The organism is Polaromonas sp. YR568 (genome assembly GCF_900116715.1).
Lineage (GTDB): Bacteria > Pseudomonadota > Gammaproteobacteria > Burkholderiales > Burkholderiaceae_C > Polaromonas.
The window spans coordinates 13527-37314 of record NZ_FPBM01000007.1; the positions used below are offsets into that span (position 1 = coordinate 13527).

Below are 23788 nucleotides of genomic sequence, written 5' to 3' on the forward strand. Positions count from 1 at the left end.
CCCTTCCGCCGGCCTTCACTCGTCAAACACCTCCGCGACACGATCGCGAAGCTTGGGGACGAGCTCCTGCTCGAACCAGCGGTTGCGTGCAAACCAGCCATTGTTTGTCGGGCTCGGATGCGGCAAAGGAATAGTGGCCGGCCAGTACTCGCGCCAGCGCTGGACGGCCACCGTCAGGCCTGAGCGCTCCTGCGGAAGGTGGTAAGCGGCCGCGTACTGGCCGATGACCAGCGTGAGCCGCAACTGCTTGAGGCTTTGCAAGAGCGGCGCGCGCCAGCGGGGCGCGCACTCCGGGCGCGGCGGCAGATCACCGGAGCTGCCTTTGCCCGGATAACAAAATCCCATGGGCACGATGGCAAACAGCCTGGGGTCGTAAAACTGCTCTCTGGTGACGCCCAGCCACTTGCGCAATCGCTCGCCGCTGGCATCGTTGAAAGGAACGCCCGTTTCGTGCACCTTCAGGCCGGGCGCCTGTGCGGCGATCAGGATGCGCGCCGCGGGGTCTAACTGGAGGACAGGTCGCGGACCCAGCGCAAGGTGCTCGCTGCACAGCGTGCAGGCACGAACCTCGGCCAGGAGCGACGTAACAGACGGCATGGGCATCCAGAATTTGTAAGCCCCTGATTTATAGCAGTTTGACCCCGTGGACCCTGGCATCGTTGGGGCGAGAGCGCCGGGCGCCGGGTCCAACCCGCGGCGGGTGCTGCGGGCATAATTAAGTCCTTGTCTGGCCGCTGTCCCCGTCACCTGCCGGCCTGAGAGACACTCCACCCTGACACCCAGCCGACTGGTTATCCATGACCCGCCCTATCCGCTCCCAATACGAAGATTTCATGCGCCATGTGGACACCCATGGCGTCTTCAAGGCCGACCGCACCGGCACCGGCACCAAAAGCGTGTTCGGCCACCAGATGCGCTTTGACCTGAACGAGGGTTTTCCGCTGGTGACGACCAAAAAAGTCCACCTCAAGTCCATCGTGCATGAGCTGCTGTGGTTTCTGCAGGGCTCCAGCGACAACAACTGGCTCAAGGCGCGCGGCGTCACCATCTGGGACGAATGGGCGCGCGAAGACGGTGACCTGGGCCCGGTCTACGGCGTGCAGTGGCGCAGCTGGCCCACGCCTGACGGCGGCCACATCGACCAGATCAGCGAAGTCATCAAGACGCTGAAAACCAACCCCGACTCGCGCCGCATCATCGTGAGCGCCTGGAACGTGGCTGATCTCTCCAAGATGGCGCTCATGCCCTGCCATGCCTTCTTCCAGTTCTATGTAGCGCCGTCAGAGGTGGCTGGCCAGCCGGGCAAGCTCAGCTGCCAGCTCTACCAGCGCAGCGCCGACATCTTCCTGGGCGTACCCTTCAACATCGCCAGCTACGCCCTCCTCACCCACATGGTGGCGCAGCAATGCGGCCTGGGCGTGGGCGACTTCATCTGGACAGGCGGCGACTGTCACATCTACAGCAACCACCATGAGCAAGTCGCGCTGCAACTGAGCCGCAAGCCCTTTGCCTACCCAACGCTGCAGATCAAGCGCAAACCCGAATCGATCTTTGACTACCAGTTTGAAGACTTCGAGTTCCTGGACTACCAGCACCACGACGCCATTAAAGCTCCTGTAGCGGTCTAGCCCGAGGATGCAGTCATGACACGCATCCACATGATCTTCGCCCGCGCCGCCAACGGCGTGATCGGCCGCGACAACACCATCCCCTGGCGGCTGCCGGAAGACATGGCGCATTTCAAGCGGCTGACCACCGGCTGGCCGGTCATCATGGGCCGCAAGACCTGGGATTCGCTGCCGCCAAAATTTCGTCCGCTGCCGGGCCGCGCCAACATCGTCATCACGCGGCAGGCCAGCTGGAAGGAAACGGGCGCCGAAACCGCCGCCAGCCTGGCCGATGCACTGGCGCTGTGCGCCTCGTCGGACGAAGTGTGGGTCATAGGCGGCGCGCAGATTTACGCGCAGGCGATGCCGCTGGCCGAGCGCATTGAAGTGACCGTGATTGCCGAAGAGTTTGAAGGCGACGCCTACGCGCCGACGCTGGGGCCCGAATGGCGGGAGGCCGCGCGTGAAGACCACGTGTCGGCGAGCGGAATGAAGTTCAGCTTCATCACCTACCAAAAATAGTCTCTATCCATCCATAACAACCATCACACAACAACACACGAGGGAACAGATATGTCAGGAGGCGGATTTCACGTACACGGGCCCCACGACCATGAGCTTGAGCACGCGGCCCAAGGCGGCCATGGCGGCCACGACAGCGGCGGCGGCATGATCGCGCAGATCGCGGTCATCACGGCCATCATTGCGACCATAGGCGCCATCTTTGCCTACATGGGCGGCGCCACGCAGGCCAATGCGGGCCTCTACAAAAACAACGCGGCCATCAAGAAGACCGAAGCCTCCAACCAGTGGAATTACTTCCAGTCGAAAAGCACCAAGCAGTCGCTGGCCGAACTCGCCCGCGACCTGGCGCCCGAGAATAAAAAAGCCGGCTATCAGGACAAGATAGACCGCTACGAGAAAGAGAAAAACGAGATCAAGGCAGGCGCCGAAAAACTCGAGGCCGAAGCCGCCACCTGGGACAAATCGTCAGACGAACAAATGCACCAGCACCACCGCTGGGCGCAGGCCACCACGGTGCTGCAGGTGGCCATCGCGCTGGCGGCCATCGCCCTGCTGACGCGCAAGAAGTGGCTGGAGTACGGCATGTTCGCCGTTGCCGGTGTGGGGCTGGTGGTGGGCGTTTTGGCCGTGCTGCATATCTGACAGCCGCTGTTTCCGGAGATTTCCGGGATCGGGGCATGCACTCGTCAGGTCCCTCCCCCTCCTCTGATTGGAGGTTGACACCGCAAGACCTCTACGAATAGAAACGAGGCGCGAGTTCAACCGTTGGCAAGGGGAGGAAACCATGCGCTTCAAATCGAAGAAACAGGCGGGCTTTCAGGTGTTCGCCGTCACCGGCATCAACACCGTCTCGTTCGGCATAGACACCAGCGCCACCGCGCGCAAAGGTCTGCTGGGCTTTGCTGTCGAACGCATCGACCCGGTGGAAAAGCAGCGCTATTTCATGCCGGGCTTCAAGGTGTTCCCATCCGTCATTCCCAGGCCTGACGAAAGCACCCGGCCCAGCACCTTCGACCACCCGGTGCAAAGCCTGGTGTGGGACGATTTCACCGCGAAATCGGGACGCAGCTACGAATACCTCTTCCACCCCTTGCGGGGAACGCCGCGAAAGCTCGACCGCAGCCTCAAGCCGGTCAGCATCCAAGTGAAGACTGAAGCCCTTTACACCGATGGGCCGCATGACGTGTTCTTCAACCGCGGCGTCGCCAGCAGTCAGGCCTACACGGGGCGTTTTGGCCGCACTCCGCTCGGCAAACTGCCTGAGCCGAAGCAGCAGCAGGCCAAGGATTGGCTCAGCCGCGATCTTGACGATGCCCTGCTCAAGTTCATCGCACAGGCCAAAAAGGGCGATGGCCTGCTGTGCTGCTTCTATGAGTTTCGCTACCTCCCGGTCGCCACCGCGCTGGCGCAGGCCATCACCCGAGGCGTGGATGTTCGATTGATCATCGATGCAAAGGTGAACGAAACCAAAGACAAGAAGACCGGCAAGATCAACGAGAGCTTTCCGCGCGAAGACAACCTGCGGATGCTCAAGACGGCAAAGATTCCGAAGGCGCGGGTGACGCTGCGCGAGTCCAGGTCCAACGACATCCAACATAACAAGTTCATGGTTCTGCTCAAAGGCAAGAAACGCACACCGATGCAGACGTGGACCGGTTCGACCAATATTTCCGAAGGCGGCTTGCACGGCCAGACCAATGTCGGCCATTGGGTGCGGGACGAAGTCACTGCCACTTTGTTTGAAAGCTACTGGAACCTGCTGAAGACGGACCCCGGCGCCGTCGACGGGTCCTCGGCCGAAGGCAAAAAAGAGAACGCGGCCCTCTACACCGAGGTCGAAACCATTTCGCCCACGGTGAGCCGCATCGCCGATATCCCGGACGGCATCACCTCGATCTTCAGCCCCCGCCGCGGGCCGGCCGCGCTGAAGCTCTACGTGGACCTTGTCGACAAGGCTACCGAATCCGGATTCATCACCCTGGCGTTCGGCATCAACAAGGACTTCAAGGACGCCTTGAAAGCCCACACCGGGAAGAGCCCGATTACCTTCCTGCTGCTCGAGAAGAAGGACAAGGCGACCGAAAAGACCCAGGACACCTTCGTCGCCATCAACGCCTCCAACAATGTCTACAAGGCCTGGGGCTCCTATATCAACGACCCGGTGTACCAGTGGGCGCGAGAGATCAACGCCAAGCTGCTGGGTCTCAACAAACATGTCAGCTATGTCCACTCGAAGTTTCTGCTGTTCAATCCTCTGGGCGCGGATCCGATCGTTGTGACGGGGTCTGCCAACTTCAGCAAGGCGTCGACCAACTCCAACGATGAAAACATGCTGCTGATCCGGGGTGACCAACGGGTGGCCGATATCTACTTCACCGAGTTCAACCGCATCTTCAATCACTACTACTTTCGCTCCGTGGCAGAAGAGACGCGGGAGCGTGCCGAGGCCGGCGCCGCGCCGGCTGCGGAGGGCAGCCTGTTCCTGAAAGAAACCGACGCCTGGACCGCCGGCTACGCCCCCGGAAAGCTGCGCCAGAAGCGCCTGGCGTTGCTGACCACCATGAGCGGCTTCAACTGATCGCGCGTTCCGGGCCGAAACGACAGCACCGGTGTTTCGGCCTTGCGCCGGGCTTGCCGCTACCGATATGTTCCGGCTAGCCTCGCTAGCCTCTCTCCTTACTTCAATGTCAGACTGACAATCCCCAGGACTGCCAGGCGGTCGATGCGGGCAATGTGCATCGCCAGCGGCTTTGCCGCGCCGCACGCCATCCGGTGAATACGGTGCCTGTTCGTGGGACCCGGCAAAATACGGTTTAAATTCATCCGGAACTTGCGGGCATCGCAGGAATTCCAGATGAGGCCTTGCCCCGGGGTTCGTTTGAAAATTGAGAAGAAAATCGGCCAACACAAGCAGTCAGGACTTTTATGAAAATCACCACCTGGAACGTCAACTCACTCACCGCCCGGTTGCAGCATGTGCTGGACTGGCTGGCGGCCAACCCGGTCGACGTGCTGTGCCTGCAAGAGCTCAAGATGACGGACGACAAGTTTCCGCTGGAGGCACTCAAGGCCGCCGGCTATGAAGCCGCCGCCTTCGGCCAGAAAACCTATAACGGCGTGGCCATCCTGTCGCGCTCGCCGCTGCGTGACGTGGTGAAAAACATCGTGGGTTTTGAAGACGAGCATTCGCGCGTCATCGCCGCCACGGTGGACGGCCCCACAGGCCCCATTCGCGTGCTGAACGGCTACTTCGTCAACGGCCAGGAGCCCGGCAGCGAAAAGTTTGCCTACAAGATGCGCTGGCTGGACGGCCTTCAGGCCTATGTGCGCGCCGAGATGGCGGCCCATCCGCAACTGGTGCTGCTGGGCGACTTCAACATCACGCCGGAAGACCAGGATTCCTACGACCCCGAAGGCCTGCGCGACACCATTCACCACACCAAGGAAGAGCGCGAGCATTTCCGCCAGCTGGTGGCGCTGGGCCTGACCGACAGCTTTCGCATGTTCGAGCAGCAGCCCAAAAGCTATTCATGGTGGGACTACCGCATGCTGGGCTACCAGAAGAACCGCGGTCTGCGTATCGATCACATTCTGGTCAGCGACGCGCTCAAGCCGCAAGTGAAAGGCTGCACCATAGACCGCGTGCCGCGCAAATGGGAAAAGCCCAGCGACCACGCGCCGGTGACGGTGGAGCTGGGCGCCTGAGCGGCCTGATAGACGGCCTGACCAGCTTTTAGCGCGAGCCGAATTCCGGTATGCCGGTCCGCTGCTGTTGCTGCTGCTGGGACGGGAACACCGGCGTGCCCGGCATGTGCCCAAAGGAAGAGTCCATGGGCATGAAAGCGGGCGGCACAGGTTGATTGTTGGCCGATTGCGACCTGCTGGGCCATGCGAGCACCTGGTAGCTGTGCAAGGAGACGGCACGGCCGCCCCAGCCAATCTGGCAGACATTGCCCACCAGCTTGCCGGGGTGCATCTCGCCACGGTAATCGGCGCGGCATACCGCCAGTTGCCGACCCGGCTCCTGCCCGCCATAGATCACGTTGACCGGCACGGAGCCGTTGGAGCCGCGGACCCAACGGAAGTCGAGAGCATTTCCCGCCAGCACTTCATAAGACGGGATCACGATCTCGCGGTCTCCCCAGGCGATGTTGCAGTTTCCGGCGATCAGCTTGCCGGGGTGCACACCGTTCTGGTACCAGGCGCGGCAGATTGACATGGGTTTGGTCTGGCTCAGGCTGCCGTTGACGGCATTGCGCGGGATATTGCCATTGCGTGCAGGAACCCAGCTGCCCTGGGCCGCCGCCAGGAAGGGCACAGCAATTCCACACAGCAGCAAAACCCGGTGGACAGGCAAATTCTTCAAGGCAAGCATGATTCCCTCCAGAAGCAATCGGCGTGAGATACCGGCGCCGATTTTGCCATTCCTCGCCCACCCCCGCCCAGGCTCACTGCGTGTAGCCTATCCCACCCTCGAGGGGGCGGCGCCTGCGGCCCGGCAAAGCCGGTTCCGCGGCACCCCTTGGTTGGCACGCCTTGAACTCTTACCCCAGCATGAGCCCCGGAACCGGCTTTGCCGGGCCGTAGGGCGGGCGGCCCCCTCGGGGGCAAGGAGTTACACGCGGTGAACGACTGTGGGGGCCGCGTTCACTCCAGGTTCAATTCCTGAATCTTCCGCGTGATGGTATTGCGGCCAATGCCCAGCTTTTGCGCCGCCTCGATGCGGCGCCCGCGGGTGTTGGCCAGTGCGGTCTGGATCAGTTTGGACTCAAAGCGCCGCGTCAGCACATCCCACACATCGCTGCGCCCGGTGGCCAGCAGAGCCAGGGCTTCGGCTTCGAGGCCGCTTTCCCAGTTCTGCTCCTGGCCGGTCACGGCGGGCGCGGCAAACTCGGGGGCGTGCACGGGCGGGGCCTTGTCGGCGCTCCCCGCGCTGTCGATGCGAACAGCCTCCGTTTTGTCTATCAGCGCTGGGGATTTGCCCGGCTCGGGGATCATGCCCAGCACTTCGGGCGGCAGGTCTTTGGGCTCGATCACCTGAGCCGGAGCCATGACTGTGAGCCAGTGGCAGATGTTTTCAAGCTGGCGCACATTGCCCGGAAAGCCGAAGTTGCTCAGTTGCTGCAGGGCCGTGTCGGAAATGCGTTTGGGCTCCACGCCCAGTTGCTTGGCGCTTTGCTGCAGGAAGTGGCGCGTCAGCATGAAGACGTCTTCGCGCCGCTCGCGCAGCGCGGGCAGGCGCAGGCGGATCACGTTGAGGCGGTGAAACAAGTCCTCGCGGAAGCCGCCTTCCTTGACGCGCTGCTCCAGGTCCTGGTGGGTGGCGGCGATCACACGCACATTGGCCTTGACGGCGTTGTGTCCGCCCACGCGGTAGAAGTGTCCGTCGCTCAGCACGCGCAGCAGCCGCGTCTGCAAGTCAAAGGGCATGTCGCCGATTTCGTCGAGAAACAGCGTGCCGCCTTCGGCCTGCTCAAAGCGGCCGCGCCGCATGGTCTGCGCACCGGTAAAGGCGCCGCGCTCATGGCCGAAGAGTTCGCTCTCAAGCAAGTCCTTGGGGATGGCCGCGGTGTTGATCGCCACAAAAGGCCCATTCGCGCGCGGCGAATGTTTGTGCAGCGCGCGCGCCACCAGCTCTTTGCCCGAGCCGGACTCGCCGGTGATCATCACCGTCACCATGCTCTGGCTCAAACGCCCGATGGCGCGGAAGACGTCTTGCATGGCCGGCGCCTGGCCCAGCATTTCGGGCGCGGCGGCCATACGCTCTTCGGCCACTTCCTCGCGCTGGCTTTCTTCAACCGCGCGGCGGATCAGTTCCACCGCTTTGGGCAAATCAAAAGGCTTGGGCAGGTATTCAAAAGCGCCGCCCTGAAAGGCCGACACGGCGCTGTCCAGGTCCGAGAAAGCCGTCATGATGATGACGGGCAGGCCGGGGAGCTTTTCCTTGACCTTCTCCAGCAAATCCAGGCCCGAGCCGCCAGGCATGCGGATATCGCTCACCAGGATTTGCGGGCCATCGTCTTCCGTCGCGTTTTCGAGCGCAGAAAGAACTTCACGGGGGTTGGTAAAACTGCGCGTAGGAAGGTCCTCGCGGAGCAGGGCCTTTTCCAGAACAAACCGGATGGACTGGTCATCATCAACGATCCAGATCGGTTTCATGTATGCAGTCCCTTTTTTCGTGCTTTCAGCGCAGGGCTCTTTTGAAGCCCTTCGCGCCGATCGCGTTATGTATCAGTCATGGAGGAGACACATTTCAAGGCAGCGGTATGAGCAGCTTGAAATCTGTACGGCCCGGCACACTGTCGCACTCAATCAAACCGTGGTGTTGCTGGACAAAAGTTTGCGCCAATGTCAGCCCCAGCCCCGAACCGCCCTCACGCCCCGAGACCAGGGGATAGAAGATTCGGTCTTTGATGGAGTCCGGCACACCCGGTCCATTGTCGATAACATGCAATTCCAGTGCCAAGCGATAGCGCTGCTTGCCAAAAGTTACCTGCCTGGCGATTCGCGTCCTGAAAGTGATCTGCGCATTGCCCGCCGCGATGCGTTCCGCCAGCGCCTGTGCGGCGTTGTGGGCGATGTTCAGCACCGCCTGGATGAGTTGCTCGCGGTCGCCGCGGAAGTCGGGAATCGAGATGTCGTAATCCCGCGTGACCTTCAGGCCTTTGGGGAACTCCGCCAGGATCAGCGAGCGCACACGCTCACACACTTCGTGGATATTCACGTCGCCCACCAGGTGCGGCCGGCGGTGCGGCGCCAGCAGGCGGTCCACCAGCGTCTGCAGGCGGTCCGCCTCATGGATGATGACCTGGGTGTATTCCGTCAGATCCTTGCCGATTTCCATCTGCAGCAGCTGCGCCGCGCCGCGGATGCCGCCCAGCGGGTTTTTGATCTCGTGGGCCAGGTTGCGGATCAGCTCCTTGTTGGCCTGCGCCTGGTCGATCAGGCGCTCTTCCCGCTCCTGCTTGGCCTGCTGCTCCAGAGGCAGCAGCTCCACAATCGCTTCGCCTGGCGTGTCGGTTTGCGCCACCACCACGTGGACCGGCAGGGGCTCATGGTTCAGGCGCCGCAGCCAGGCGTCGTAGCGTAGGGCCGCGAATTCATTGCTGCCAGCGCCTTCCAGCGCGTTTTGCAGAATCAGCGGCTCAGTGAAGCAGTCGGGGAGTTGCGAGCCCTCAATGGTTCGCCGGGAGGTGCCCAGGGCGTCTTCGAGGGCGGCATTGGCAAACACCACCGTGCCGTTGGTGCGCACCACGGCCACCAGCGTGGCCAGCAGGTCAAACGCCTGGAAGCGGGGGATCCCGGAAACCGGGACGGAAGATAGCGCGGTGCGGATGGAGGGCTTGTTCAAGCCATCCATTTTGACCCAGAAGCCGCCAAAGCAGGCTTACAGCCGGTGTCTAGTTGGTCGAAGTAGGCGCAGGCAGGCGCGAAATCTCGCGCTTGAGGCCCGCAATGTCGCTCTGGTTGCGGGTGATGTTGTCTTTGAGCTCAGCCACGCGGTCCAGGTAGCGCTGGTGGTTGCGGCCTTCAATGCCCTGCTTGTCAGGCTCGCCGTTGTTGTACTCTTTTTGCTGCTCCGCCAGCTTGGCTTCAGCTTTTTTCAGCTCGGCTTCCAGGATGGCGCGGGAATCGCTGTCACGGGCGCGCTGCACAGGGTCGCTGCTGACGGGGCCGCCTGCGGCCACCCGGACCGGTGCCGTCGGCGTCGCCGTTGCCGCCCTGACGGCCGGCGAAGTCTGCACCACGGTGACATTGCCGCCGGAGACCAGCTTGCAGTTGCGCTGCTGCGCCTCTTTGGTGTTGTTGATGTATTCGGGCGCCGCGCCGCCGGCGCCGACACAGCGGTAAACCTGCTGCGCCCATGCAGCACTCCCCGTGCCGGCCAGCAGCAAGGTCAGGGCAGAAAGCAAAAAGGTGTGTTTCATAGGGAACTCCCAGTGCCGTTGAAGGCTAGGACGGTCTATCAGTATGCGGCAAAGCGGCCAAATTACAAAGCCAGCAGACCCACAACCCGCCGGGGCAATAAAAAAGGACGGCCTTGGCCGTCCCTTTTTGACCACACACACCCGAAACGGGCGTGTATGTGATTGAGCGCTTACTTGCTTACAGCGAGTAGTACATGTCGTACTCGACCGGGTGCGGTGCCATGCGGAAACGCGTGACTTCGCCCATCTTCAGCTCGATGTAGGCGTCGAGCATGGAGTCGGTGAACACGCCACCCTTGGTCAGGAAGCCGCGGTCCTTGTCCAGGTATTCCAGCGCCTGGTCCAGGCTGTGGCAGACGGTTGGGACTTTTGCGTCCTCTTCCGGCGGCAGGTGGTACAGGTCCTTCGTGGCGGCTTCGCCCGGATGGATCTTGTTTTCCACGCCATCCAGGCCGGCCATCATCAGCGCCGAGAAGCACAGGTATGGGTTGGCCGATGGATCGGGGAAACGCGCTTCGATGCGGCGGCCCTTCGGGTTTGCCACGAACGGAATACGGATCGAGGCCGAGCGATTGCGCGAGCTGTAAGCTAGCTTCACCGGGGCTTCAAAGCCTGGCACCAGGCGCTTGTAGCTGTTGGTGCCGGGGTTGGTGATGGCGTTCAGGGCACGGGCGTGCTTGATGATGCCGCCGATGTAGTGCAGCGCGAAGTCTGAGAGGCCCGCATAGCCGTCGCCGGCGAACAGGTTCTTGCCGTCTTTCCAGATCGACTGGTGCACGTGCATGCCGGAGCCGTTGTCGCCGGCGTAGGGCTTGGGCATGAAGGTGGCGGTCTTGCCGTAGGCGTTGGCCACGTTCCAGACCACGTACTTGAGGACCTGCGTCCAGTCGGCGCGCTGAACCAGCGTGCTGAACTTGGTGCCGATTTCGTTCTGGCCGGCGCCGGCCACTTCGTGGTGGAACACTTCGACGGGGATGCCCAGCGATTCGAGGATCAGGGACATCTCGGCGCGCATGTCCTGCGTGCTGTCGACCGGAGGGACGGGGAAGTAGCCGCCCTTAACGGTGGGACGGTGGCCGCGGTTGCCGCCTTCGAGCTGCTTGCCGCTGTTCCAGGGAGCTTCGTACTCGTCGATCGCGAAGTGCACGTTGCCGGGCTCGTTGCTCCAGCGCACGCCGTCAAAGATGAAGAATTCGGGTTCTGGGCCGAAGTAGGCGGTGTCGCCCAGGCCGGAAGCCTTCAGGTAGGCTTCAGCGCGCTGCGCGATGGAGCGCGGGTCGCGGTCATAGGCCTTGCCGTCGCTGGGCTCGACCACGACGCACTGCAGGAACAGCGTGGTTTCTTCGAAGAAGGGGTCGATGTTGGCGGTGTTCGGGTCGGGCATGAGCTGCATGTCCGAAGCCTCGATACCCTTCCAGCCCGCGATGGACGAACCGTCGAAAGCGTGGCCTGCCGTGAATTTGTCTTCGTCAAAGTGGGACACGGGCACGGTGACGTGCTGCTCTTTGCCCCGGGTGTCGGTGAAACGGAAGTCAACGAACTTGACTTCGTTTTCCTTGACCATTTTCATGACGTCTGCGACGGTCTTTGCCATCAAAATCTCCTGTTGCTGGATGGGTGGTTGAAAATTCTCTTCGGGCCTGTTGAATGCACTTTTTGTGCCAAAGCCATTAGCAGTTCGGGATCGGTTCAGATTTCTGCCAAGCCTCGGATTGTGCCGTTATCTGGCTTCAGTTCCCGCCTTTGGCAGGCTGAAACTGCAAAAAACACGCTGCCGTAACGAATGCACCATTTAAGTGCGTTGTGCAAACTGCACCGATAAGGTGCAAAAACTCAACGCACCAATTCGGGGCCAAATTTGAGGTCGAATTTATGCAGCCCGGCCAGCATGGCCGGATAGGCCAGATTGACCGCTTCGGGCGCCCCTTTGACGCCCAGCTCAATATGACGGCCATATTCGGGGTGGTCCACGCTGGGCAGGCTGAACACTTTCACGCCCGCATGCGCCGCTTCAATATCGAGCATCAGCGGCGTGAGCATGGCCTCCATGGACCCAAAAATGATCACCGACTTTTCGGTGTGAGGCGACTTTTGGTGCAGATGGGCGTACTGGTTATCAAGCACCCATTCGATCATCGGCCAGGCCATGACGGGAAAGCCGGGAACGAAGTGAACCGCCCCCTGCCCCGCCCGGCAAGTGAAGCCCGGGATCTTGTTGTACGGGTTGGGAATGATCTCCGCGCCGGCTGGAAACACGCCCATGTTCAGGCGGTGGATGTTGTCGTCGCGGTCGGGCTCATAAGGTGTGCCCTGCTCTTTGGCCACGTCGGCCATGCGCTCCAGGATCAGTGTTTTGGCCGTGGGGTGCAGCGCCAGCTCAAGGCCCAGCGCCTTGGCGGCGCACTGGCGGGTGTGGTCGTCAGGCGTGGCGCCAATGCCTCCGCAGGAGAACACCACATCGCCGCTTTCACGCGCTGCCGCGAATGCGCGCGCCAGCGTGGCCGTGATGCGCGCCGGGTCGTCGCCCACATAGTCGGCATAAGCCAGTGGCAGGCCGCGTGCGCCCAGCAGCTCGATGGCTTTGGGCATGTGTTTGTCGGCACGCTTGCCCGAGAGGATTTCGTCGCCGACGATGATGAGGCCGAAGTGGGGTGTCATGTTGTGCAGGTTCAAGGCAGGGGTAAATCGGGCTTGCCGCCCAGCGTGCCGAAACTGGGCGCGGGCCCCGGCAAGGCTTCGGGCGCCAGCTCGGCGGCCATGGAGGTGACGGCCTGCTGCGCCAGCGGGTCGGGCGCGAGGGCATTGTTCTTTTTGCGCAACTGCTCCAGCGCGGCCAGCGTGTAATGGGCAAACCAGAGCGAGGAAAACGCGAACACCAGCGTGTAAATCCAGATCGCCACCGGCACCAGGATGGGCGCCATGGCGACAAACATCGCGCCCGAAGCCCAGATCAGGCTGGGTGCGGCGCCCAGGTAGCCGCTGATCACGCCGATGGCCAGCAGCGGCGCGCGGTGTTCCTTGAAAATCTGGCGCCGCTCTTCACTGCTGGCGTGGTCGACCAGCGAGTCGTAGGACATGACACGGTAAGTAAGCCAGCCCCAGATCAGCGGCGGCAGCACCAGAATCAGCGGCGGGATCAACCACAGTGGAATCGACACGATGAGCGCGAGCACCGCCAGCGAGGTCGAGCCCAGCGACCAGAACAGGCTGGCCACCATGGAGCCGCCCTGCTTGCGTTCGAGTTGCGGAAAACGCCGCTCGGCTACCAGCGCCACCATGGCCGGCGTCATGAGGATGGCCACAAACAGCAGCGCGACGATCACGATCACCGGAATCGCCATAAAGAGCAGCAGCGCGGGCGCCAGCACCATGCGCAGGCCGCCCAGGCCCAGGCCTTCGAGCCAGCGGACCATGGTGTTGACGAGTTCGTAGCTGCCGAGCTGCGAGCGGATCGCTTCAACCGCATCGCTCCAGAAGAAGTAGCCCAGGCCGAGTGAGATCACCACCATGATGATCAGCGGCAGCACCGACAAGGCAATAACCCGTGGGTGGAGGCAGTACATCGCGGCGCGCCAGAAGGCGTCAAGAAGTTTGCTCATAAAACACAGGATAACGCGAAAGGATGACCTGGGGCCTGCGGAGCCCCGCCTTCAGGAAAGCTCAAGCGCGGCCAAAAAGGCGCTTCAACCCAATCCACTGCTGCGACCAGAAGCCTCGCCCATAGTCGCGGTTGGCTTCCACCTGGTCACGAATGCCGGTCGGGTCGTAGCGCTGCTCAAAATTGGCGGTGCCAAACAACACATCCCACCAAGGCAGCAACACGCCGAAGTTATGCCCGCCCAGCACGGTGCGCTCAGCCTTCACCGTCTCATGCCCAATCCCTATGCTGTGATGCAGCCGGTGAAAGCGCGGACTCACCCACAAACGCTCGCCGATGCGGCCGAACCACAGGCGCACATTGGCATGCTGAAAACTTTCGCTGAGCTGGGTAAAGGCGACTATGGCGACAAACTGGCCGGGTGGCACGCCGATGAGCTGGGCCACCAGCACGACAATGGAGTCGACCAGGATGTCGTCGAGCAGGTGGTTGCGGTTGTCGCTCCACATCGTCATCTGCCGCTGCGCATGGTGCAGCGAATGCAGGCGCCACCACCATTCGATCTGGTGCTGGCCGCGGTGCGTCCAGTACGCCACAAAGTCAAACACGACGAGGTAAATCAGCAGGCTGACGACCGCATGGTCGGTGACGCCGGGCCAGAGCTGGTCGAGGTGGAAGGTGCCGTAGCCGGCGGTGCGCAGCGCGCCGAAGGCTTCGTCAAACCACGGGTCCAGCGTGAAGAAAAGCGCAATGCGGAACAGGCCCAGCCGGTGGATCAGCGTGTAGAGCACATCGGTGCGTATGGTGGCGCGGTCTGTCACCGGCTCCACCGGCCGCCAGCGCTGCAAGGGGCCGATGATGGCCAGCAGAATCAGCACCTGGATCACGCCCACCATGAACCAGGCGGTGGCGTCGTAGCCGTCTTCCAGCAGGTTGCCCATGCCCAGCGCAAACATGGCGGGCTGCACCGCCGCCTCAAACAGCCACTGCTGCGCCGCCGAAAAAATATCGCTGAACCAGTCCATGGGCTTTATTTTGCAGGCTTGGCGGGCGCGGAGCCGGCTTGTGCGTCAATCCACGCCTTGTACTGAGGGTGTTCGCGCAAAGTCTGAAAGCAAAAGCCGCGCGCCTGCAAGCCGGTGATCAGCGGCTCCAGCACCTTGGGCGCCCACGGGTCCTTGCGCGACCAGATGCCCAGGTGCGCCAGCAGGATGTCGCCGGAGCGCACATCGCGCAACGCTTTCTTCAGCAAAAAATCGTTCGGGTATTTTTCGCTCGCCAACTCGTCGCCCAAAAAGCCGGCAGGCGACCAGCCCACATGCTCATAGCCGCAGGACTTGGCGGCCGCCAGCAGCGCAGGCGATGTCTTGCCGCCCGGCGCCCTGAAAAGCGGCAGCGTTTTCTTGCCTGTGATGGCCTCCAGCCGCCTGGCGGATTTGCCGATTTCTTCGCAATACTGCGCAGCCGACCAGGTGAAGTCCTTGCCCTCCAGCGGGCCCGCGGAGGGCCGCATTTTGAACTGCGGCTGCGCGCCCGGCTCCGCGGGCACATCAGCGCGCCAGTACACATGGTCCCAGGTGTGCGATGCAAACTCATGGCCCTCGGCCGCCCGCGCCTTCCACCAGGGCGCCCATTGCGCGCCCAGGCTGCCGTCACCTTCCTGCGTGCGTTCATTGGCTGCAAAAAACGTGACCTTGACGTGGTGTTTGTTCAGGATGTCGGCCATGAGCGGCGCGACGGCCATGTGGCCGGTGTCCAGCGTGAGGTAGACGGGTTTGCAGGCAGCGGCGGTCGGCTGCACGGCGCTCTGGGCGACGTTTTTGGTGTCTTTTTGGCCTGCAGCCCAGGCAGGATAAGCGCAAGCAGCTACCGAAACAATAGCAAGCAGCAGCGCCGAGCGAGCCTGCCCGGCTCGCTCAGCGTGGGGCGTGGTCGAGCGTCCAGACGCCATGAGGGCTCTTTCCAACATTGACCTGGCGAACAATTTTGCGCGTCGCCACATCGATCACCGTCAGCTTGCGCGCCCAGCGTGAGGTGACCAGGATCTGCTTGCCGTCGCGGCTCACGTCGATGCAGTCGGGGCCACCCGGTGCAGGGTAGTTGTCGACAACCTCCAGGGTTTGCAGGTCGATCTTGCTGATGCTGTTGGCCACGCGGTTGCTGACCAGCACATGGCGCTTGTCGCCAAAGGCACGGAAGGCATGCGCGCCGGCGCCGGTCTTGATGCTCTTGGTGCGCTGCGGCTGTGCGCCGCTCACGTCGTAGACCTCAACCGCATCGCCGCCCGTCAGGCCCACCAGGATGAACTTGTCGTCGGCCGTGCCGTACACATCGGCCGGGATGGAGCCGGTCTTGGTGCGCCATTTGACGGCCTGCGTGGCCAGGTCGATGGCGATCAGCTCGTCGCTGTCCTGCATGGTCGAATAAATCGTGCTGCTTTTGCTGTCTATCCACAAGTGGCTGGGCGTCTTGCCGGTGGCCACACGTTTGGCCAGCGTGATGTCCTTGCCGTCCCACTTGTAGATGTCGATGTGGTTCAGGCGGTTGGCCGCCGTGACAAACCATTTCATGTCGGGCGAAAAGCGCAGCTGGTACGGGTCGAGGATGCCGCGCACGGTGCGCTGCACTTCGGCGGTCTTGGGGTCGATAAAGGTCAGCGAGTCCGACAGCGCGTTGGCGACGATGACGGATTTTTCGTCTGGCGTGAGGTAGAGGTGGTGCGGCTGCTTGCCGGTGGCGATGCGCCGGGTTTCCGTCCAGGTGGCCGGGTTGATCACACTGACGCTGTCGTCCAGCGAATTGAGCACAAAGACGGGGGTTGCGATGCCGGAAGCGGAGGCCGATGGCGCCGGGGCCGCCGTCTGGGCGGTGGCCGGCAAACACATCATCAGGAAACCACTGAGGGCGCACAGCCGGACGGCTGCTAAACGGGCGGAAACATTCACAAAAACGGTCTTTCTACGTGCAACGGGCTAGTGTACCGGCGCGGGCTTGCTGCCAAGCCCCGAAAAGCTGGCAATTTGCGAGGGAATACCGGCAATTTCCGGCCTCTGCAACACCCAATGCCCCAAATACCCGATCCGTTTACATCCTTTACGATGCTTCGATGAACCTGACGAGCGAACTGGTAGAGATCAAGGGCGTACGGCTGGAGATACAGCGCATCGCCGGGCGGGCCGACCTGGCGCCGATTGTTTTCCTGCACGAGGGCCTGGGCTCGGTCGCTTTATGGACGCAGCGCGGCCTCAGCTGGCCCGAGGCCGTGTGCGCCGCCATCGGCCGGGCCGGGTTGGTGTATTCGCGGCGCGGCTACGGGCAGTCAGACCCGGTGCCCGATGTGCGGTGCACCGGTCGGCTGCCGCCCGACTACATGCACCGCGAAGCCTGGGACGTGTTGCCCGCGCTGCTTGACGCACTGCAGATCAGCCAACCGGTACTGCTGGGCCATTCAGACGGCGCGACCATCGCCCTGCTCCACGCCAGCCGGCACCCGGTGGCGGCCTGTATTGCGATGGCGCCACATGTGCTGGTGGAAGACATCGCGGTGCAGGCGATTGCACAGGCGACAACGGCGTTTGAATCGGGCGGCTTGCGGGAGCGGCTGGCGCGCTACCACGCCGATGTCGACGTCGCCTTCTGGCAATGGAACGATGTCTGGCTGTCGCAAGCCTTCCGCAGCTTTGACATCCGCGAAGACTGCCACCGCATCAGCGCGCCGCTGCTGCTCATCCAGGGCCTGGACGATGAATACGGCACGATGCGCCAGCTGGATGAAATTGCCCTGGCGGCGCCCCACGCGCAGCAGTTACGGCTGGCCGCTTGCGGGCATTCACCGCAGCGTGACCAGGCCGGCAAGACAACTGAGGCCATTGCGGGCTTCCTGAAAAATCTGGGTTGAGACGGGTTTTCAGCCCTGACTTGCCTTCTATTTACTATGCTTTTGGTAGCAAACTACCAGCGCCTGTAGCCGGTTACTCGCAAATTTCAACCAGCCTTGACCTCAACGTGATACGCCGCCCAGGGGCACCAGGCAAAGCGCTCGGGCAGCGGCTTGGCCATCACGTCGGCAAAGCGGTCGGCGTCATACACCGCCCACAGCGGGCCCAGCCCGCCCAGCGACAGCGGCTGGCCGTCGATATGGGTGGCGATGATGGGCCGGTATTTGCGCAGGTCGGCCGCGGTGATCTGCGCCGCGTAGCCGTCGATAGCGCGCACAAAAACCGTCATGCCGTCCTTGAGCGTCACGCCGGCGGCTTTCAGCACGTCTGCCAGCAGCGGGCCTTTGAGCGTGTGGGGTTTGCTGTCGTATTCGAGCGTGGGTTTGATGGTGACGGCCGGCAGCGCAGCGATGGCGGCAAAGTCAAAGGCGTGAGCCTTGTCGAAGCCGACTTTCTGCTTGGCCAGCAGCTGGTCGAGTTTGGGGTCCAGCGCGCCGCGGTTGCCCGCGCCTATCAGTCCGCTCACCGTCAGCAGCACCGGGCCGCGCACGGACTTGGGGGCGTGCTGCGCCAGGGCCAGCGTTGGGGCGGCGACTGCGCCTATGGCGGCGGCACCCAGGAATTGACGGCGTTGGTTCATGCTTTTCCTCCGGTTGATGGTGAGCGGTGAAGTTGGGTTCAGGCCTTTTTGGCCAGTGTGGCAGGCGTGGCCGAGATGCTGGCCATGTCCTCGGCCGTCAGCCAGCGCCAGCCGCCGGGCTTCAGGTCGGCCGGCAAGTCCAGCGTGCCGATGCGTGAGCGGTGCAGGCCGGCTACCTCTTCCACCCGGTTGCCCACGGCGGCAATCATGCGTTTGACCTGGTGGTACTTGCCTTCAGTCAGCGTCAGGCTGAGCTGGTTGTCACCCGTCTTTTCGCAGGCGGCGGCGCGCACCGGCTTGGGGTCATCGTCCAGCACCACGCCGGCCAGCAGTTTGGCGACCTGTTTGTCGTCCACCGGATGTTTGGCGCGCACCTCGTACACCTTGGGCACGTGGTGCTTGGGCGAGCTCATGCGGTGGATGAATTTGCCGTCGTCCGACAGCAGCAAGAGGCCGGTCGTGTCCTGGTCCAGCCGCCCCACCGCCTGTACACCGGCCGCCGCACCGCCGCCACGCTGGCGTATCGGCGCCGGCAGCAGCGTGTAGATGCTGGGGTAGGTGCTGGGCTTTTGTGAACACTCATAGCCCGCCGGCTTGTGCAGCATCAAATAGGCCTTCTCGTGGTATTCCCATGCCGTGCCCTGCACGGTGAACTGCAGGCCCTCTTCAGCCTCGAATTCGGCCGTAGGGTCGTCACACGGCGCGCCAGCCACCGCCACATGGCCTTGTTGAACCAGCCCCGCGCACACGCGCCGTGTGCCAAAGCCCTGGGAGAAGAGGATTTCCTGAAGTTGCATGCTTGCCATGGGGCGTATTGTCGCCGGGAGGCGGCGGCGGGCGGAAAGGCCGGCAAGCAGCATGCAAATGGCCTGCAAACGGTGGACAACGTGGCCAGAATTGCCACTTTGGCCATTTCGAGCCACACCGGCCACCGGCGCGGGCGTTTTCAGCCATGGCACCCTCAAATCAAGCCACATCGCCCTGCGGGTTGACTGCGGTCAAGCGATTCCTGACCATGGCGTCCTATGATCTTTTTCGGGAAACGGTCAAAAAGAGACAGCGATAAAGACGGTGAAAGAGACTCATGGAATTTGAAATACCGGAATCCCTGGCCAACACCTTGCTGGGGATGATCAACGCCGAGTCGCCGCTGGCCAGGCGCCTGAGCGAGCACGGCATGTCGCGCGGCAAACGTGTTGTGCCCAGCCGCCTCTTTGACCTCCCCACGCTGAACACACTCTACGGCTTGTGCCGGGCTGCCAACGAGCGCGAGCTGATGTTCCAGATGCTGGCGCTGGACAACATCCACGCCGCGCCGGCGGCGCGCAAGATTCCCAGCCTGGAGCTGCTGGTCCCGGGCCTGATCGCCTGGCTGTCGCGCGACATGATCGACGGCTGGCTCTACAAGCGCGGCAAAGACGGCGTGCTGCTGCCCTGGCTGGTGCATTCAATGCGCCACGTGCAGCCGGCCGACGGCTCGGCCTACGTGATCATCGGCCTCTTGGCCAATACAGTGCAGGCCGCCGGGCGAGAGCCCGTCACCGATCCGCGCATGCGGCGCACCGGCATGACCTACGGCCTGAGCTTTTATGCCGACGACATCAACAACCACACCATTCCCGAGCTGATGACAGGCGCGGGCTTCTACAAGGAATGCGCGGAGTTCAAGAACGAATACGAGACGCACGCCAAGCGCTTTATGCAGCTTCAGCCCAAGTTCGGCGCGCAGTTCACCGTCTCGGGCTCTGCCTGGATGCCGGACGGCAGCTCCCGCCCGCAACTGGAATGCCGGCGCCTGCAGGGCGGCAGCGCGCGCTGTGTGAACGACGAGGAGCTGCTGGAGCGGCAGTTCGACACCTCGGCCGACGCGACCTTCTGGCGCGAAAGCGGCATAACCGAAGGCTTTGACCGCGTGCCACTGCACTGCTACCTGCACCTCTTTCACCTGGACTACCACCGCAACCTGTGGGTGCATGTGCAAAACGTGCGCGAGTACCGCTACAAGCCGCAGCTGCGCGACAAGCTGGTGCTGCCGCAGGCACACCGCGACCTGATCGACATTCTCACGGCCGACCGCAACTTCCTGATGGAAGATATCGTCGAGGGCAAGTCCGGCGGCACCACTATCTTGTGCAAGGGGGCGCCGGGCCTGGGCAAAACGCTGACGGCCGAGGTCTATGCCGAGGTGGTGGGCAAGCCGCTGTACCGCGTGCATTCGGGCCAGCTTGGCGTGACCGCCGGCTCGGTGGAAGCCAATCTGTCGAAGATATTGCAGCGCGCCGCGCGATGGGATTCGGTGCTGCTGCTGGACGAAGCCGATGTCTACATCCGCCGCCGCGACAATGACCTGCAGCACAACGCCATCGTGGCGGAGTTTTTGCGCACGCTCGAATACTTCAACGGCCTGCTCTTCATGACGACCAACCGCGTGGCCGATATTGACGACGCCATCTTGTCGCGCTGCATCGCCATCATCCAGTTTGAAACGCCGACCAAAGACCAGGCCACGCAACTGTGGAAGTCGCTGGCGCAGCAGTTCGGCGCCGAGCTGCCCGATGAACTGATCGCCAGACTGACCGTAACCTATGCCGCCGCCAGCGGCCGCGACATCAAGGAGTTGCTCAAGCTGACGACCAAGTTCTGCAAGGGCAAAAACCAGCCGCTGAGTGAAGACGCGTTTGCGCAGTGCGCGGCCTTCCGCTGCATTGGCCAGACGCCTAAAGCCTGACCATGCTGGATATGTCGCTTCTGGGTGGCGCGTTGCTGGGACGGCTCTCGTTTCGCCCCGGCGGCAAGCCGCATCAAGACCCCTTGCCAGCCGGCCGCCACAAGCTGGGCATTGCCGAAGAGCGCGACGCCGTGCTGATCGTGCCGCAGAGCCTCAAGCCCGGGGCGCCGGCGCCCTTGCTGGTGATGTTTCACGGCGCCGGCGGCAGTGCCGACAAGGTGCTGCCCTTCTTCATCGAGCATGCACAGCAGCGCGGCTTTTTGCTGCTGCTGCCGCAGTCGCAGTTTCCGACCTGGGACCTGGTCATAGGCGGCAACGGCCCCGACCTGGAGCGGCTGGACAAGGCCCTAGCGGAAGTCGCCTCAAGGTTTGCAATAGACCCCAGCCACCTGGCCTTTGCCGGATTCTCCGACGGCGGCAGCTACGCCCTCTCGGCAGGCGTCACCAACGGCGACATCGCCAGCCACGTCATCGTGTTCTCGGGCGGCTTCATGTCCGTCTTCACGCAGGAAGGTGCACCCCGCATCTTCATCGCCCACGGGCTGGAAGACGAACAGCTGCCGATAGAAACCAGCGCACGCCCACACGCCGAGCGGCTCAGGGCCGCGGGTTATGACGTGAGCACTGTGGAGTTCAAAGGCCCGCACCGGATCGAGCCGGCTGTGGTGACGCTGGCGATGGATTTCTTTTTGGGGTCGCTCGCAGCGCAATGACAAGACCGTCGCAGCCCTCGCTGCCGACGTGAGATGCGTAAACGCTTCTCCCCCAATTAGGGGAGGCGTCTGGAGAAGGTGCGTGCCACGATGCAGTCACAACAAATACTTCAAAAAAGTGAGGGAATCCATCGTGTCCGACTTGAACAAGCGAAACACATTCGGCTATCTGATCGCGACGCTAGCCGGCGCGTGCCTGCCAACTTCTCCTGCCTTTGCGCAGCCTGTCAAATCGCCGGTTGCGACCGGTCTTGAACCGGCAAGCAATGAGATCGATGACTGGATGAAAGGCTGGATGGATCAGAAGGCACTCGGCGATCCGCTCGTGGTTCAACGTTTTGTCGAGCCCATTTACTTCCTGGCGAAACCCATACAGTGGCGCCCGGCGCAGGCCTCAGAAAGATTCAAGGAAGTCGTCGTGCCGACCGGCTTTGTCACCGACCTGGCGAGTATTCCGCGCTTGTTCTGGTCGGTCCTGCGGCCCGACGGCGACTATGCCTACGCCGCCATCGTGCACGACTATCTGTACTGGGAGCAGTCACCGTCGATCCCGCGCAGTGACGCCGACGAGATATTCAGGCTTGCAATGAAGGATCTGGATGTGTCAACGGTCAAGTCGACAGTGATCTTCAACGCGGTCCGGTCGATGGGCGAATCCGCCTGGAACCGGAACACGGAGCTCAAGGCCCAAGGCGAACGGCGACTCTTGAAACGCTTCCCCACGTCCGCCGTCACCCGGTGGGAGGACTGGAAGAAAAGAACCGATGTGTTCTAGCACCCGGCAAAGCCGGCATGCCGGGTGGCTGCTTGCCCTGTGCCTGCTGCTCACCATCGCCCCATCTGCGGATGCCGCAACGCTTCGCAAGTTGCCGGCCACCGGACCGCAGCCAACGGTTGTGTCCCCCGCAGGCAGGTCGGTGCCGCTCTACACCGGCAGTTACGCGCTGCTGATCGCCGAATCGGCTTATCTCGGAGCGGCAAACAAGGGATGGTCACCGCTGCCCAATACGCTTGCAGACGTGGACAAACTTGCCGAGGTATTAAGAAAACACGGGTTCCACGTATGGGTCGTGTCGAACGCCACGGGGGCAGAAATAGGCAGCTATCTGCGCGAATTCTCGGCAGAGTATGGGACGGTGCCGGATAACCGGCTGCTCTATTTTTTCACAGGGCATGGCTACTCAAATCCAGTGAATGATTTCGGGTACCTGGTGCCAATCGACGCAGTCGATCCTGCGGTCGACCCGAAGGCATTCCTCAGATCAGCCGTCCCCATCCGCGAATTTCAAACGATTGCCCATGAAGTCGCATCACGCCACGCGATGTTCATATTCGACAGCTGCTTTTCAGGGACGATCTTCCAGAGCAAGGGGTCATTGGCTTTGCCGGACGAAGACGAGAAAAGCCGGTGGCGATTTCTGAGCACGGAGGCCAAGGCGCCGGCACGCCAGTTCATTTCGGCCGGCAGTGCCACAGAAAAGGTCCCTGCGAAGAGCGTCTTCCTGCCATTGCTGATTGACGCCCTGAACGGCGCCGCGACGAGCGCCAGGGATGGCTTTGTGACCGGCAAGGAAATTGGCTTGTGGCTCGCCCAAAACGTACCGACGCTCAATAAAAACCAGAATCCGCAGACCGGCATGATTCTCGATCCGGAACTTGCTCGCGGGGACGTTACGTTTCAGTTCAGCCAAACGGCTTTGCCATCCACTGCCGAATCCGCCAAACGCGCAGAGAAATCGAAGTTCGTGAAAAAACTTTCCTACTCGGTGGATGTGTATTTTGACTACGACAAATCAATTCTGAAACCGGCGTCGATGGCCATCATCGACAGCCTGGTGCAGGAGTTGGCCCAGGAGAACCTGGACACCATGCTGATTGTTGGCCATGTCGATAAAGAGGAGCAGTTATCGCCCGCCTACGGACAGAAGGTGGCGATGAGACGCGCCGACTCGGTAAAAAATTACCTGATGAGCAGGGGGGTACCCGCTGCACAGGTCTACACCGAAGGAAAATTCATCACCGAAGCGAAAACCCGTGCCGACTTGGCACGCAGCCGGCGCGTGACGATAGCAGTCAGCTCCACACTCAAATGAGTCGATGAGACGAAGTTC

The 23788-nt window shown here is 62.3% G+C and carries 23 protein-coding genes; 10 read left to right on the forward strand and 13 right to left on the reverse strand.

What is annotated here, in order from left to right:
• Nucleotides 1–15: 15 nt before the first annotated feature.
• Complete coding sequence (locus BM408_RS15185; RefSeq protein WP_092130949.1) at nt 16–597, reverse strand: uracil-DNA glycosylase family protein; 582 nt, start codon at nt 595–597, stop codon at nt 16–18.
• Between the two features lie 200 nt (nt 598–797).
• Between BM408_RS15185 and BM408_RS15190 the strand changes: the two genes are divergently transcribed.
• From BM408_RS15190 to xth, 5 genes are all read left to right on the forward strand, one after another.
• Nucleotides 798–1628, forward strand: a complete 831-nt coding sequence (locus BM408_RS15190) for a thymidylate synthase (protein WP_092130720.1) — start codon at nt 798–800, stop codon at nt 1626–1628.
• A gap of 15 nt (nt 1629–1643) precedes the next feature.
• On the forward strand, nt 1644–2129 hold the full coding sequence (locus BM408_RS15195; RefSeq protein WP_092130721.1) for a dihydrofolate reductase: 486 nt from the start codon (nt 1644–1646) through the stop codon (nt 2127–2129).
• Nucleotides 2130–2180: 51 nt separating this feature from the next.
• Nucleotides 2181–2774, forward strand: a complete 594-nt coding sequence (locus BM408_RS15200; RefSeq protein WP_092130722.1) for a DUF4337 domain-containing protein — start codon at nt 2181–2183, stop codon at nt 2772–2774.
• A gap of 142 nt (nt 2775–2916) precedes the next feature.
• On the forward strand, nt 2917–4710 hold the full coding sequence (locus BM408_RS15205; RefSeq protein WP_092130723.1) for a phospholipase D-like domain-containing protein: 1794 nt from the start codon (nt 2917–2919) through the stop codon (nt 4708–4710).
• Nucleotides 4711–5057: 347 nt separating this feature from the next.
• Nucleotides 5058–5837, forward strand: a complete 780-nt coding sequence (gene xth / locus BM408_RS15210; RefSeq protein ID WP_092130724.1) for an exodeoxyribonuclease III — start codon at nt 5058–5060, stop codon at nt 5835–5837.
• 28 nt (nt 5838–5865) lie between these two features.
• Here xth and BM408_RS15215 read toward each other — a convergent pair whose 3' ends face one another.
• The 10 genes from BM408_RS15215 to BM408_RS15260 form a co-directional block, all read right to left on the reverse strand.
• Nucleotides 5866–6507, reverse strand: coding sequence for a DM9 repeat-containing protein (locus BM408_RS15215; protein ID WP_092130725.1), 642 nt, complete (start codon nt 6505–6507; stop codon nt 5866–5868).
• Nucleotides 6508–6779: 272 nt separating this feature from the next.
• Nucleotides 6780–8291 (reverse strand): nitrogen regulation protein NR(I), encoded by a 1512-nt coding sequence (ntrC, locus tag BM408_RS15220; RefSeq protein WP_092130726.1) that lies wholly within the window; start codon nt 8289–8291, stop codon nt 6780–6782.
• A 94-nt stretch (nt 8292–8385) separates the two neighbouring features.
• A complete protein-coding gene (gene glnL / locus BM408_RS15225) occupies nt 8386–9492 on the reverse strand; it encodes a nitrogen regulation protein NR(II) (protein ID WP_092130727.1) in 1107 nt (368 codons plus the stop codon).
• Between the two features lie 40 nt (nt 9493–9532).
• Nucleotides 9533–10060 (reverse strand): hypothetical protein, encoded by a 528-nt coding sequence (locus BM408_RS15230; RefSeq protein WP_092130728.1) that lies wholly within the window; start codon nt 10058–10060, stop codon nt 9533–9535.
• Nucleotides 10061–10238: 178 nt separating this feature from the next.
• The gene (gene glnA / locus BM408_RS15235) at nt 10239–11654 is read right to left on the reverse strand and encodes a type I glutamate--ammonia ligase (protein ID WP_092130729.1); all 1416 of its coding nucleotides are present in this window, start codon (nt 11652–11654) and stop codon (nt 10239–10241) included.
• A 239-nt stretch (nt 11655–11893) separates the two neighbouring features.
• Nucleotides 11894–12718: a competence/damage-inducible protein A gene (locus BM408_RS15240; protein ID WP_092130951.1), complete on the reverse strand. Its 825-nt coding sequence runs from the start codon at nt 12716–12718 to the stop codon at nt 11894–11896.
• An 11-nt stretch (nt 12719–12729) separates the two neighbouring features.
• Nucleotides 12730–13659 carry an EI24 domain-containing protein gene (locus BM408_RS15245; RefSeq protein WP_092130730.1) on the reverse strand — a complete coding sequence of 310 codons (930 nt, stop codon included), beginning with the start codon at nt 13657–13659 and terminating at the stop codon, nt 12730–12732.
• Between the two features lie 61 nt (nt 13660–13720).
• Nucleotides 13721–14683: a sterol desaturase family protein gene (locus BM408_RS15250; protein WP_092130731.1), complete on the reverse strand. Its 963-nt coding sequence runs from the start codon at nt 14681–14683 to the stop codon at nt 13721–13723.
• Nucleotides 14684–14688: 5 nt separating this feature from the next.
• Entirely contained in the window at nt 14689–15609 is a 921-nt protein-coding gene (locus BM408_RS15255; RefSeq protein ID WP_092130732.1) for a polysaccharide deacetylase family protein, read from the reverse strand.
• Nucleotides 15575–16543, reverse strand: a complete 969-nt coding sequence (locus BM408_RS15260) for a YVTN family beta-propeller repeat protein (protein ID WP_254774849.1) — start codon at nt 16541–16543, stop codon at nt 15575–15577. Before BM408_RS15260 ends, BM408_RS15255 begins: the two co-directional genes overlap by 35 nt.
• A gap of 221 nt (nt 16544–16764) precedes the next feature.
• On the opposite strand from BM408_RS15260, the gene BM408_RS15265 reads away from it, so the two are divergent.
• Nucleotides 16765–17556, forward strand: coding sequence for an alpha/beta fold hydrolase (locus tag BM408_RS15265; RefSeq protein WP_092130734.1), 792 nt, complete (start codon nt 16765–16767; stop codon nt 17554–17556).
• 86 nt (nt 17557–17642) lie between these two features.
• Here the strand turns inward: BM408_RS15265 and BM408_RS15270 are convergent, their stop codons facing one another.
• Entirely contained in the window at nt 17643–18236 is a 594-nt protein-coding gene (locus BM408_RS15270) for a putative pterin-binding protein (RefSeq protein ID WP_092130735.1), read from the reverse strand.
• A gap of 38 nt (nt 18237–18274) precedes the next feature.
• Nucleotides 18275–19033 (reverse strand): pseudouridine synthase, encoded by a 759-nt coding sequence (locus BM408_RS15275; RefSeq protein ID WP_092130953.1) that lies wholly within the window; start codon nt 19031–19033, stop codon nt 18275–18277.
• A gap of 287 nt (nt 19034–19320) precedes the next feature.
• Between BM408_RS15275 and BM408_RS15280 the strand changes: the two genes are divergently transcribed.
• From BM408_RS15280 to BM408_RS15295, 4 genes are all read left to right on the forward strand, one after another.
• On the forward strand, nt 19321–20964 hold the full coding sequence (locus BM408_RS15280) for an AAA family ATPase (RefSeq protein ID WP_092130736.1): 1644 nt from the start codon (nt 19321–19323) through the stop codon (nt 20962–20964).
• Nucleotides 20965–20966: 2 nt separating this feature from the next.
• Nucleotides 20967–21677: an alpha/beta hydrolase gene (locus BM408_RS15285; protein WP_092130737.1), complete on the forward strand. Its 711-nt coding sequence runs from the start codon at nt 20967–20969 to the stop codon at nt 21675–21677.
• 133 nt (nt 21678–21810) lie between these two features.
• Nucleotides 21811–22452 (forward strand): DUF1353 domain-containing protein, encoded by a 642-nt coding sequence (locus BM408_RS15290; RefSeq protein WP_217649435.1) that lies wholly within the window; start codon nt 21811–21813, stop codon nt 22450–22452.
• Nucleotides 22442–23770, forward strand: coding sequence for a caspase family protein (locus BM408_RS15295; RefSeq protein ID WP_092130738.1), 1329 nt, complete (start codon nt 22442–22444; stop codon nt 23768–23770). Before BM408_RS15290 ends, BM408_RS15295 begins: the two co-directional genes overlap by 11 nt.
• The last annotated feature ends 18 nt before the right edge of the window (nt 23771–23788 follow it).

What these genes read in the sequence shown, in the direction of transcription:
- BM408_RS15185 (WP_092130949.1), bottom strand. Translation starts at nt 597, where the DNA reads ATGCCGTCTGTTACGTCGCTCCTGGCCGAGGTTCGTGCCTGCACGCTG.
- BM408_RS15190 (WP_092130720.1), top strand. Translation starts at nt 798, where the DNA reads ATGACCCGCCCTATCCGCTCCCAATACGAAGATTTCATGCGCCATGTG.
- BM408_RS15195 (WP_092130721.1), top strand. Translation starts at nt 1,644, where the DNA reads ATGACACGCATCCACATGATCTTCGCCCGCGCCGCCAACGGCGTGATC.
- BM408_RS15200 (WP_092130722.1), top strand. Translation starts at nt 2,181, where the DNA reads ATGTCAGGAGGCGGATTTCACGTACACGGGCCCCACGACCATGAGCTT.
- BM408_RS15205 (WP_092130723.1), top strand. Translation starts at nt 2,917, where the DNA reads ATGCGCTTCAAATCGAAGAAACAGGCGGGCTTTCAGGTGTTCGCCGTC.
- xth (WP_092130724.1), top strand. Translation starts at nt 5,058, where the DNA reads ATGAAAATCACCACCTGGAACGTCAACTCACTCACCGCCCGGTTGCAG.
- BM408_RS15215 (WP_092130725.1), bottom strand. Translation starts at nt 6,507, where the DNA reads ATGCTTGCCTTGAAGAATTTGCCTGTCCACCGGGTTTTGCTGCTGTGT.
- ntrC (WP_092130726.1), bottom strand. Translation starts at nt 8,291, where the DNA reads ATGAAACCGATCTGGATCGTTGATGATGACCAGTCCATCCGGTTTGTT.
- glnL (WP_092130727.1), bottom strand. Translation starts at nt 9,492, where the DNA reads ATGGATGGCTTGAACAAGCCCTCCATCCGCACCGCGCTATCTTCCGTC.
- BM408_RS15230 (WP_092130728.1), bottom strand. Translation starts at nt 10,060, where the DNA reads ATGAAACACACCTTTTTGCTTTCTGCCCTGACCTTGCTGCTGGCCGGC.
- glnA (WP_092130729.1), bottom strand. Translation starts at nt 11,654, where the DNA reads ATGGCAAAGACCGTCGCAGACGTCATGAAAATGGTCAAGGAAAACGAA.
- BM408_RS15240 (WP_092130951.1), bottom strand. Translation starts at nt 12,718, where the DNA reads ATGACACCCCACTTCGGCCTCATCATCGTCGGCGACGAAATCCTCTCG.
- BM408_RS15245 (WP_092130730.1), bottom strand. Translation starts at nt 13,659, where the DNA reads ATGAGCAAACTTCTTGACGCCTTCTGGCGCGCCGCGATGTACTGCCTC.
- BM408_RS15250 (WP_092130731.1), bottom strand. Translation starts at nt 14,683, where the DNA reads ATGGACTGGTTCAGCGATATTTTTTCGGCGGCGCAGCAGTGGCTGTTT.
- BM408_RS15255 (WP_092130732.1), bottom strand. Translation starts at nt 15,609, where the DNA reads ATGGCGTCTGGACGCTCGACCACGCCCCACGCTGAGCGAGCCGGGCAG.
- BM408_RS15260 (WP_254774849.1), bottom strand. Translation starts at nt 16,543, where the DNA reads ATGTGTTTGCCGGCCACCGCCCAGACGGCGGCCCCGGCGCCATCGGCC.
- BM408_RS15265 (WP_092130734.1), top strand. Translation starts at nt 16,765, where the DNA reads ATGAACCTGACGAGCGAACTGGTAGAGATCAAGGGCGTACGGCTGGAG.
- BM408_RS15270 (WP_092130735.1), bottom strand. Translation starts at nt 18,236, where the DNA reads ATGAACCAACGCCGTCAATTCCTGGGTGCCGCCGCCATAGGCGCAGTC.
- BM408_RS15275 (WP_092130953.1), bottom strand. Translation starts at nt 19,033, where the DNA reads ATGCAACTTCAGGAAATCCTCTTCTCCCAGGGCTTTGGCACACGGCGC.
- BM408_RS15280 (WP_092130736.1), top strand. Translation starts at nt 19,321, where the DNA reads ATGGAATTTGAAATACCGGAATCCCTGGCCAACACCTTGCTGGGGATG.
- BM408_RS15285 (WP_092130737.1), top strand. Translation starts at nt 20,967, where the DNA reads ATGCTGGATATGTCGCTTCTGGGTGGCGCGTTGCTGGGACGGCTCTCG.
- BM408_RS15295 (WP_092130738.1), top strand. Translation starts at nt 22,442, where the DNA reads ATGTGTTCTAGCACCCGGCAAAGCCGGCATGCCGGGTGGCTGCTTGCC.